The 10,250-nt window shown below is 57.0% G+C and carries 8 protein-coding genes; 2 read left to right on the top strand and 6 right to left on the bottom strand.

Annotated features, from left to right (window positions below; translation table 11 throughout):
* Positions 1-236: 236 nt before the first annotated feature.
* From hemG to pepQ, 4 genes are read right to left on the bottom strand one after another with little or no spacing between them, the layout of a single operon-like run.
* A complete protein-coding gene (gene hemG / locus FHC52_RS16705) occupies positions 237-782 on the bottom strand; it encodes a menaquinone-dependent protoporphyrinogen IX dehydrogenase (RefSeq protein ID WP_008501510.1) in 546 nt (181 codons plus the stop codon).
* A 10-nt stretch (positions 783-792) separates the two neighbouring features.
* On the bottom strand, positions 793-2,244 hold the full coding sequence (gene trkH / locus FHC52_RS16700; protein ID WP_008501511.1) for a Trk system potassium transporter TrkH: 1,452 nt from the start codon (positions 2,242-2,244) through the stop codon (positions 793-795).
* Between the two features lie 39 nt (positions 2,245-2,283).
* Entirely contained in the window at positions 2,284-2,898 is a 615-nt protein-coding gene (locus tag FHC52_RS16695) for an IMPACT family protein (protein WP_008501512.1), read from the bottom strand.
* Complete coding sequence (gene pepQ / locus FHC52_RS16690; protein WP_128299392.1) at positions 2,898-4,229, bottom strand: Xaa-Pro dipeptidase; 1,332 nt, start codon at positions 4,227-4,229, stop codon at positions 2,898-2,900. The genes FHC52_RS16695 and pepQ overlap by 1 nt, the downstream gene beginning before the upstream one ends.
* Before the next feature lie 189 nt (positions 4,230-4,418).
* Between pepQ and fadB the strand changes: the two genes are divergently transcribed.
* Positions 4,419-6,608 carry a fatty acid oxidation complex subunit alpha FadB gene (gene fadB, locus FHC52_RS16685; RefSeq protein ID WP_220420150.1) on the top strand — a complete coding sequence of 730 codons (2,190 nt, stop codon included), beginning with the start codon at positions 4,419-4,421 and terminating at the stop codon, positions 6,606-6,608.
* Between the two features lie 9 nt (positions 6,609-6,617).
* Positions 6,618-7,781, top strand: coding sequence for an acetyl-CoA C-acyltransferase FadA (gene fadA, locus FHC52_RS16680; protein ID WP_008501515.1), 1,164 nt, complete (start codon positions 6,618-6,620; stop codon positions 7,779-7,781).
* A 161-nt stretch (positions 7,782-7,942) separates the two neighbouring features.
* Here fadA and fre read toward each other — a convergent pair whose 3' ends face one another.
* Positions 7,943-8,644: an NAD(P)H-flavin reductase gene (gene fre / locus FHC52_RS16675; protein ID WP_008501516.1), complete on the bottom strand. Its 702-nt coding sequence runs from the start codon at positions 8,642-8,644 to the stop codon at positions 7,943-7,945.
* Between the two features lie 42 nt (positions 8,645-8,686).
* Positions 8,687-10,180 carry a 4-hydroxy-3-polyprenylbenzoate decarboxylase gene (gene ubiD, locus FHC52_RS16670; RefSeq protein WP_008501517.1) on the bottom strand — a complete coding sequence of 498 codons (1,494 nt, stop codon included), beginning with the start codon at positions 10,178-10,180 and terminating at the stop codon, positions 8,687-8,689.
* Positions 10,181-10,250: the final 70 nt, after the last annotated feature.

Raw genomic sequence — 10,250 nt, 5'->3', positions numbered from 1 at the left:
GATTGTCTGATAAATTGTTAAAGAGCAGTGCCGCTTCGTTTTCGCTGCGGCGCGGGGTGTGCATATTACGCTTTCCCGCTTCAGAGTCAAGCGTTTATTTTCGCTATTCTCTGCTGACCCGGCGGCGTGTGTGCCGTTGTTCCGTGTCAGTGGAGGCGCATTATAGGGAGTTATTCTGAAGTGACAAGCACAAAATACAAAAAACTTTTCGTTCGCTCACTTTTCAAACTTAACGCTTATTTAAGTCGCGAATCGCCCGTTAAATGTGCGATTTCCCGCGCAAAACTGGCTACCTGCGACCAGTCGGTATAAACCACTTCTTTACGCGTATCGGTTTCTCCCCCCGTCATCTTCATAATTAGACGGATCATAAAGCGGTCATACCAGCGGTAGCGAGGGTAGCGCAGCGCGCCGGCAAAAACGGCGCACAGGTCTGGCTGCCACGGCGAGCTGAGTAAAAACTTGCGCGTGTAGCTGTTGGTCTGTGGCGTGCGCTTCTCCGCTTTACGCGCAACCAGATTGACCGAGTAAAACGCGCCTGGCATTTTGTTGAGTACTGCCGTGTGCTTTTTCACAAAGCGATCCAGCGCCGGATGGAAATGCCCGTAACGAATAGATGCACCAATCACCACGCGGTCGTAATCCTGCCAGGCAATCTGTTCCGCACGGTTCAGGTTCACCACATCCGAGTAAATACCCAACTCTTTTAATTCCGATGCAAGGTATGCGGCAATCTCACGCGTTTGTCCGTCTCGCGTAGAGAAAAGAATCAATGTTTTCATCAACGGCTCCTTACTCGCGCCAGAATGTAGGGGTGAACAGCACCAGCAGCGTAAAGACCTCAAGACGACCAAACAGCATATTGGCGATGAGGATCCATTTCGCGACCGGGTTCATACTGGCAAAGTTATCCGCCACCACGCCCAGGCCAGGCCCGAGGTTATTCAATGTTGCGACGACGGACGCAAAGGCGGAGAAATCATCCACACCCGTCGCGATAATCGCCAGCATACTGACGATAAAGACCAGTGCATACGCCGAGAAGAATCCCCACACCGCTTCGAGGATACGTTCCGGCAGCGCGCGGTTCCCCAGCTTGATGCTGTAGACCGCATTTGGGTGGACCAGACGCTTCAGCTCACGGTTGCCCTGCTTGAACAGCAGCAGAATACGGATCACCTTCAGACCACCGCCCGTCGACCCCGCACAGCCGCCGATAAACGCGGAACAGAGCAGAAGCACCGGCAGGAACAGCGGCCAACGGGCGATGCTGTCCGTGGTAAACCCGGCGGTCGTCGCCATCGACACCACCTGGAAGAAGGCCTGGTTTAGCGTGGTCAACGCGGAGTTATAGACATCATGGAACCACAGCACCAGCGTACAGATGATCACCAGCGTCAGCTGGACCCCAATGAACATGCGGAACTCAGGGTCACGCCAGTACACCTTCAGGCTGCGCCCGCTCAGTAAAGAGAAGTGCAGGCCGTAGTTACAGCCGGAGATCAGCAGGAAAATGGCTATGATAGTGTTAATCGTTGGGCTGTCGAAATAGCCCACGCTGGCATCGTGGGTGGAGAACCCGCCGATGGCAATCGTCGCAAAACTGTGTCCGATAGCATCAAACGCAGGCATCCCGGCAAACCATAGCGCCAGCGCACAGGCTACCGTCAGCAAGACATAAATCAGCCACAGGGTTTTCGCCGTCTCGGCAATACGCGGCCGCATCTTGTTATCTTTCAGCGGTCCTGGCATTTCGGCGCGATAGAGCTGCATCCCCCCGACGCCCAGAATCGGCAGGATGGCCACCGCCAGGACGATGATCCCCATACCGCCGAACCACTGCAGCATCTGGCGATAAAAGAGAATCGCGTGCGGCAGCGAATCCAGCCCCACCAGCGTCGTGGCCCCGGTCGTCGTTAAGCCGGAGAAGGATTCAAAAAAGGCATCCGTGATGCTCAGGTTAGGCTGTTCAGAGAAGATAAAGGGCAGCGAACCGACGCTCCCCAACACCGTCCAGAACAGGACCACAATCAGAAAGCCTTCGCGAGATTTCAGCTCACCTTTCTGACGACGGTTCGGCCACCACAGCAGGGAGCCGATCGCCAGCGCGACAAAGAAGGTCTGGGTAAATGCCCGCCCCGCCCCGTCCCGGTAGATAAGCGCCACCAGTCCAGGGATAATCATCGTCCCGGAAAAGAGTATGACCAGCAGTCCAACGATTCGGGTTATGGCACGAAAATGCATCTCTGCCGCTTCCTTTGGTATTCAAAAGTGAGGTGGGGATTATTCTTCAATCGGCAGCAATTGCAACGAACCACGACTAAAATCAGCCAGTTTTGCTGAAAAAGCAGCCAGTTCCGCCTGAGGAAGCGCCACGCGTAATTGCACCATCGCCTGATATTCACTGTGTGCGATGACACCGTTAAACTGCCTCAGCAGCGCTTCAATACCCGAGAGCTGGGCGTAATCGCATAACAAAGTATATTCGGTGAGAGGCGTTTTGCGGGTGGTCTTCAGGATATTCAGTGCCTGCTGAACGCCGCCGCCATACGCTTTTACCAGCCCACCCGTACCTAACAGGATGCCGCCGTAGTAGCGCACCACCACGGCGGTAATTTCACCCACGCCGCTACCCATCAGCTGCGAGAGCATGGGTTTACCGGCCGTGCCCGCCGGTTCACCGTCATCGGAAAACCCCAGCTGCTGCGAATCGTCCGGCGGCCCTGCTACCCACGCCACGCAGTGGTGACGGGCGTCAGGATGCTCAGCCCGGACGGACTCGACAAACGCTTTTGCCGCCTCTACGCCGTCGGTATGCGCCAGCAGGGTAATAAAGCGGCTTTTCTTGATTTCCTCAACAAAGGTGACCGGTTCAGCCGGTATCAGCCAGCTTTCCATCAGGCCAGCTTCAGGTCTCGCGTCATGTTCTCGATACCGTTTTCGTGAATCACCACGTTATCTTCGATACGAATGCCGCCAAACGGCTTCAGCGCGTCAACTTTTGCCCAGTTGAAGTGCTTGCTGAACTGGCCTTCACGCCACGGCGCCAGCAGGGATTCGATAAAGTAGATCCCCGGTTCAATCGTCAACACCATGCGCGGCTCCAGAATACGGGTGCAGCGCAGGTAAGGATATTTAGACGGTGCCGCCAGGTGCGTACCGGTATCATCCTGCATAAAGCCCGCAACGTCGTGCACCTGCAGGCCCAGAGGGTGGCCGATACCGTGCGGCATGAAGGGCCCGGTCAGATCGTTCTCGACCATCGCCTCTTCGCTCATGTCTTTCACAATCTGATGCTTACGCAGCAGTTTAGCAATGCGCTGATGGAACTGGATGTGGTAGTCCACATAGCTGGTGCCCGCCTTCATGGTGCCAATCAGCGCCAGCTGTTCATCGTTCACATCTTTGATCAGCTGTGCAAAATCGGTATCCGCATTTGCCGCCCAGGTGCGGGTCAGATCGGCCGCGTAGCCGTTGTACTCTGCCCCTGCGTCCAGCAGGAAGCTGCGCATTTCTGAAGGAACCTGGTGATCCAGTTTGGTGTAGTGCAGGACGGACGCGTGCTCGTTGAGCGCGACAATGTTGCTGTACGGCACGTCGGTATCGCGATGACCGGTGGCGGTCAGGTACGCCTGGTTGATATCGAACTCGCTCATGCCGGACTGGAAGGCTTCATGCGCCGCACGGTGACCGTTTACCGCGGTCTTTTGCGCTTCACGCATGCAGTAAAGTTCGTAGTCGGTTTTATACGCGCGGTAATAGTGGAGGTAATCCAGCACCCCTTTCGGGTTGAGCTTGTCTGCCGCAATATCCAGGCTTAATGCACGCTCCGGAACAGGGCCAATATAAGCGATGTTGCCACGCGCGGCAGGCAGCTGGCCGCCAATCCCGTCCGCTTTTGGCAGCGCAATGACCTCAATTTCCTCCGTCCAGAAAGAGGTCGGCAGCGGCTCAACGTTGTGCCAGTAATCGACCGGCAGGTAGAACCACAGTTTCGGCTTGTTCACACCATCCACCAGCAGCCAGCAGTTGGGAACCTGCGTCACTGGTACCCAGGCCTTAAACTGTGGGTTCACCTTAAACGGATAAGCGTGGTCATCCAGAAAGGTATTCATCAGCTCGCCGGAGTGGATCAGCAGCGCATCCAGCTTAAAGCGGGCCAGTACATCGCGGGTACGTTCCTGTAGGGTAACGATATGATTTTTATAAAGCGAAGCCAGTGAGTCCATCATTATTCCTTTCGTTTTTTGACCTCAAGTCATCGCATCTTAGCACACCTCACTCCGCCTGCGTGATTTCCACCGACCGTGATCAATGCAGCAATTTCTTAATGAGTAATTTGCATTTTATTAACATAAATCCCACACTCCGACTCATCTGGTATGACCAGATCCACTTGCTGGATTCAGGAGACTGACATGCTCTACAAAGGCGACACCCTGTACCTCAACTGGCTGGAAGATGGCATTGCCGAACTCGTGTTCGATGCCCCCGGCTCAGTCAATAAGCTCGATACCGCGACGGTGGCCAGTCTTGGCCAGGCGCTGGATGTTCTGGAAAAACAAACTGAATTAAAAGGGCTGCTGCTGCGCTCGAACAAAGCGGCCTTTATCGTCGGTGCCGATATCACCGAATTCCTTTCGCTCTTCCTGGTGCCGGAAGAACAGCTGAGCCAGTGGCTGCACTTTGCCAATAGCGTCTTTAATCGTCTGGAAGATCTGCCTGTCCCGACCATTTCCGCCGTTAACGGCTACGCGCTGGGCGGCGGCTGTGAGTGCGTGCTGGCGACCGACTACCGCCTGGCGACGCCGGATCTGCGCATCGGCCTGCCGGAAACCAAGCTGGGCATTATGCCGGGCTTTGGCGGCTCCGTCCGTATGCCGCGCATGCTGGGCGCCGACAGCGCGCTGGAGATCATTGCCGCGGGTAAAGACGTCGGCGCAGAACAGGCGCAGAAAATTGGCCTGGTCGACGGCGTGGTGAAACCTGAGAAGCTTGTTGAAGGCGCACTCGCCATTCTGCGTCAGGCCATTAACGGCGATCTGGACTGGAAGGCCAAACGCCAGCCGAAGCTGGAACCGTTAAAACTCAGCAAGATTGAAGCCACCATGAGCTTCACCATAGCCAAAGGCATGGTGATGCAGACGGCGGGTAAACACTACCCGGCGCCGATCGCGGCGGTGAAAACCATTGAAGCGGCTGCCCGTTTCGGGCGCGATGAAGCGCTGAAGCTCGAAAATCAGAGCTTTGTCCCGCTGGCGCACACCAATGAAGCGCGCGCGCTGGTCGGTATCTTCCTCAACGATCAGTTCGTAAAAGGGAAAGCCAAACAGCTGACCAAAAACGTTGAGACGCCAAAACATGCGGCGGTACTCGGCGCGGGCATTATGGGTGGCGGCATCGCCTACCAGTCGGTCTGGAAAGGCGTGCCGGTAGTGATGAAAGACATCAACGAGAAATCCCTGACGCTGGGCATGACCGAAGCGGCCAAGCTGCTGAATAAACAGCTGGAACGCGGAAAAATTGACGGACTGAAGCTCGCAGGCGTGATCTCCACCATTCAGCCCGTGCTGGAATACAGCGGTTTCGACCGTGTCGACGTGGTGGTCGAAGCCGTCGTCGAGAACCCGAAAGTGAAAAAAGCGGTGCTGGCGGAAACGGAAGACAAGGTTCGCCCGGGTACCGTTCTGGCCTCTAACACCTCCACCATTCCAATCAGCGAACTGGCGAGCGTGCTGAAGCGTCCGGAAAACTTCTGCGGTATGCACTTCTTCAACCCGGTACACCGTATGCCGCTGGTCGAAGTGATCCGCGGGGAAAAAACCTCTGACGACACCATCGCTAAAGTGGTGGCATGGGCCAGCAAGATGGGCAAAACGCCGATCGTCGTTAACGACTGCCCGGGCTTCTTCGTCAACCGCGTGCTGTTCCCTTACTTCGCCGGTTTTAGCCAGCTGCTGCGCGACGGCGCGGACTTCCGCAAAATCGACAAAGTGATGGAAAAACAGTTCGGCTGGCCGATGGGCCCGGCGTATCTGCTGGACGTTGTGGGCATTGATACCGCCCACCACGCCCAGGCGGTGATGGCGGCAGGTTTCCCGCAGCGCATGCAGAAAGACTATCGCGACGCCATTGACGCGCTGTTCGACGCTAACCGCTTCGGTCAGAAAAACGGCCTGGGCTTCTGGCGCTATAAAGAAGACAGCAAAGGCAAACCGAAGAAAGAAGAAGATCCGGCGGTGGATGGCCTGCTGGCCGACGTCAGTCAGCCAAAACGCGACTTCACAGACGATGAAATCATCGCCCGGATGATGATCCCGATGATTAACGAAGTGGTGCGTTGCCTCGAAGAAGGCATTATCGCCAGCCCGGCAGAAGCCGACATGGCGCTGGTGTATGGCCTCGGCTTCCCTCCGTTCCACGGCGGCGCGTTCCGCTGGCTGGACACGCTCGGCAGCGCACGCTATCTCGATATGGCCCAGCAGTATCAGCACCTCGGCCCGCTGTATGAAGTGCCGGAAGGGCTGCGTAATAAAGCGCGCCATAACGAACCCTACTATCCCGCAGTTGAGCCAGCCCGTCCGGTTGGCGAGCTGAAAACGGCTTAAGGAGTCACAATGGAAAAGGTTGTCATTGTTGATGCGATTCGCACCCCGATGGGCCGTTCAAAAGGCGGCGCGTTCCGTAACGTGCGTGCGGAAGACCTCTCCGCGCACCTGATGCGTAGCCTGCTGGCGCGTAACCCGGCGCTGGATCCGGCTGCGCTGGACGATATCTACTGGGGCTGCGTGCAGCAGACCCTGGAGCAGGGCTTCAACATCGCCCGCAACGCGTCACTGCTGGCGGAGATCCCGCATTCGGTTCCGGCCGTCACCGTCAACCGCCTGTGCGGTTCGTCAATGCAGGCGCTGCACGACGCGGCCCGCATGATCATGACCGGCGATGCGCAGGCCTGCCTGGTGGGCGGCGTCGAGCACATGGGTCACGTCCCGATGAGCCACGGGGTCGACTTCCATCCCGGCATGAGCCGCAACGTGGCGAAAGCGGCGGGGATGATGGGCCTGACCGCCGAGATGCTCTCCCGCCTGCACGGCATCAGCCGCGAAATGCAGGATGCCTTTGCCGCGCGCTCTCACGCTCGCGCCTGGGCCGCCACGCAGTCCGGTGCCTTTAAGAACGAGATCATCCCGACCGGCGGCCACGATGCAGACGGCGTTCTGAAGCAGTTCAGCTACGATGAAGTCATTCGCCCGGAAACCACCGTCGAAGCGCTTTCCACCCTGCGTCCGGCGTTTGACCCCGTCACCGGTACGGTCACGGCAGGGACCTCGTCGGCGCTGTCCGACGGCGCCGCCGCGATGCTGGTGATGAGCGAAAGCCGCGCCCGCGAGCTGGGGTTAACGCCTCGCGCCCGCGTGCGTTCGATGGCGGTCGTGGGCTGCGATCCGTCGATCATGGGCTACGGCCCGGTTCCGGCTTCAAAGCTGGCGCTGAAAAAAGCGGGCTTAACCGCCAGCGACATCGATCTGTTTGAGATGAACGAAGCGTTCGCCGCGCAGATCCTGCCGTGCATTAAAGATCTGGGGCTGATGGAGCAGATCGACGAGAAGATTAACCTCAACGGCGGCGCGATCGCCCTCGGACACCCGCTGGGCTGTTCCGGGGCGCGTATCAGCACGACGCTGATCAACCTGATGGAACGCAAAGATGCCCAGTTTGGTCTGGCAACGATGTGTATCGGTCTGGGTCAGGGTATCGCGACGGTGTTTGAGAGAGTGTAAGGCTATAACGTAGGCCCGATAAGCATCGCGCCATCGGGCTTTTGCCGGGAGGCGCTGCGCTTTCCCGGCCTACGAGAGGTACCTCGCCGCCGGTCGTGTCACTGGCGAAGAGAGACAGTTTAGTTGCCGTTCTTCCCGCCTGTCAGGGGCGGGTTTTTTATTTAAATGAAGGCAAACGCATCGCCAAAGAGGCGGTCTTCACGCGCATCACGTTCGTTACAGAACAGATCGCGGGCGATTTTCGCCATCTCGAAACGCCCTGCAATATAGATGTCATGTCCTGCCAGCGTACCGTGATCCTGCAGCACTGCCGTCAGTACCGTACCGCTACGCCCGCGCCAGCCCTCTTCCGGCTGCTCAACCACCGGCTCAATGCGCAGGTTAGGATGGGTGACGCTCAGCGCTTCGAGTTCGGACAGGTCATACAGGTGTTTCTCTTCACGGCCACCCCAGTAGATGGTGATATCACGGTCGGGATTACGCGCCAGGGCGGTCAGCAGAATGGAGCGCACGTAGGAGAAACCTGTACCACCGGCAATCAGGATCAGCGGACGGTCTTCATCATCGCGCAGCCACGCATCACCGTGCGGAATATCCACCACTATCTCGCGCTCTTTAAGAATGCGGTCCATGACGGCCATCGCATACAGGTTAAGCTCTGACGCACCAATATGAAGCTCAATAAATTCCTGCTCCGCTGGCGTTGAGGCCATAGAGAAAGGACGCTTATCACGCTCATCCATCACGACCATCAGATACTGACCCGCGCGGAAAGAGAATGGCGCTTCTGGCACTAAACGGACGCGATATACGGTGTCGGTGATGGCATCTACCGAGGTCACTTTACAGCTTAAGGTTGTCATTCGCTCTCTCTGTCGGGAAGTCTATAGGGCTTAACGGTCAGTTCAGGGTTTACCGTTATTCATTATGGCCAGTTCGTCCCAGATCGCATCAATGCGCGCGGTCACAGCAGGATCTTTTTTGATCGGGCGACCCCATTCACGATCGGTTTCGCCAGGCCATTTATTTGTGGCATCCAGTCCCATTTTTGAGCCAAGGCCGGAAACCGGCGAGGCAAAATCCAGGTAATCTATCGGCGTGTTTTCGACTAACACCGTATCGCGCGCCGGGTCCATTCGCGTAGTAATGGCCCAGATTACGTCATTCCAGTCGCGGGCGTTAACGTCATCATCGCAGACAATAACAAATTTGGTATACATAAACTGGCGCAGGAAAGACCACACGCCCATCATCACGCGTTTCGCGTGACCAGGATACTGCTTCTTCATCGTGACGACCGCCAGGCGATACGAGCATCCTTCAGGCGGCAGATAAAAATCAACAATTTCCGGGAACTGCTTTTGCAGGATCGGCACAAACACTTCATTCAGCGCCACGCCCAGTACTGCCGGTTCATCCGGTGGACGCCCGGTATACGTGGAGTGATAAATCGCATCTTCACGCTGCGTAATGTGCGTCACGGTGAACACCGGGAAGTTATCCACTTCGTTGTAATAGCCGGTGTGGTCGCCGTAAGGGCCTTCTGGCGCCAGTTCACCCTGCTCAATGTAACCTTCCAGCACAATTTCTGCACTGGCCGGAACTTCGAGATCGTTAGAGATACACTTCACGACTTCCGTTTTCGTTCCGCGCAGCAGGCCTGCAAAGGCATATTCCGAGAGCGTATCCGGTACGGGCGTGACGGCTCCCAGAATGGTGGCCGGATCGGCGCCCAGCGCGACAGACACCGGGAAGCGTTCACCCGGGCGCGCTGCACACCACTCCTGAAAATCGAGCGCGCCGCCGCGATGCGACAGCCAGCGCATGATGAGCTTATTCTTGCCAATCAACTGCTGGCGGTAAATACCAAGATTCTGGCGCTCTTTGTGCGGACCGCGCGTGACGGTCAGTCCCCAGGTGATCAGCGGCGCGGCATCTTCCGGCCAGCACTGCATGATAGGGATTTTAGTCAAATCAACCGCATCGCCTTCCAGCACCTTCTGCTGGCAGGGCGCGCCGCGCAGGCGTTTGGTGGGCATGTTTAGCACCTGCTTAAACTGCGGCAGCTTGTCGAACAGATCGCGGAAGCCTTTCGGCGGCTCCGGCTCTTTCAGGAAGGCCAGCAGCTTACCGACTTCACGCAGGGCCGTGACGTCTTCCTGCCCCATCCCCAGTGCGACGCGACGCGGTGTACCAAACAGGTTGCACAGCACCGGCATGGCGTACCCTTTCGGATTTTCAAACAGTAATGCGGGGCCACCGGCACGCAGGGTGCGGTCAGCAATTTCTGTCATCTCCAGATAAGGATCGACAGGAAGTGTTATACGTTTGAGTTCACCCTGCTTTTCCAGCAGCGTCAGGAAGTCGCGGAGATCGTGGTATTTCATGCAGTTAATCATGGCCTCTCTGTAAGCGCTTCATTATACGGCGTAAGACTGCTTGATGCTGTAATTTTGTTAAATTAGCGTG

Source organism: Enterobacter sp. EC_64, assembly GCF_019584165.1.
Classification (GTDB): domain Bacteria; phylum Pseudomonadota; class Gammaproteobacteria; order Enterobacterales; family Enterobacteriaceae; genus Enterobacter; species Enterobacter roggenkampii.
Note: the sequence above shows the minus strand (reverse complement) of the source record. Positions and strands in the feature narration are given on the sequence as shown.

Bases quoted from the DNA above. Each gene is read 5' to 3' on its own strand.
- hemG (WP_008501510.1), bottom strand. From the start codon at position 782: ATGAAAACATTGATTCTTTTCTCTACGCGAGACGGACAAACGCGTGAG.
- trkH (WP_008501511.1), bottom strand. From the start codon at position 2,244: ATGCATTTTCGTGCCATAACCCGAATCGTTGGACTGCTGGTCATACTC.
- FHC52_RS16695 (WP_008501512.1), bottom strand. From the start codon at position 2,898: ATGGAAAGCTGGCTGATACCGGCTGAACCGGTCACCTTTGTTGAGGAA.
- pepQ (WP_128299392.1), bottom strand. From the start codon at position 4,229: ATGGACTCACTGGCTTCGCTTTATAAAAATCATATCGTTACCCTACAG.
- fadB (WP_220420150.1), top strand. From the start codon at position 4,419: ATGCTCTACAAAGGCGACACCCTGTACCTCAACTGGCTGGAAGATGGC.
- fadA (WP_008501515.1), top strand. From the start codon at position 6,618: ATGGAAAAGGTTGTCATTGTTGATGCGATTCGCACCCCGATGGGCCGT.
- fre (WP_008501516.1), bottom strand. From the start codon at position 8,644: ATGACAACCTTAAGCTGTAAAGTGACCTCGGTAGATGCCATCACCGAC.
- ubiD (WP_008501517.1), bottom strand. From the start codon at position 10,180: ATGATTAACTGCATGAAATACCACGATCTCCGCGACTTCCTGACGCTG.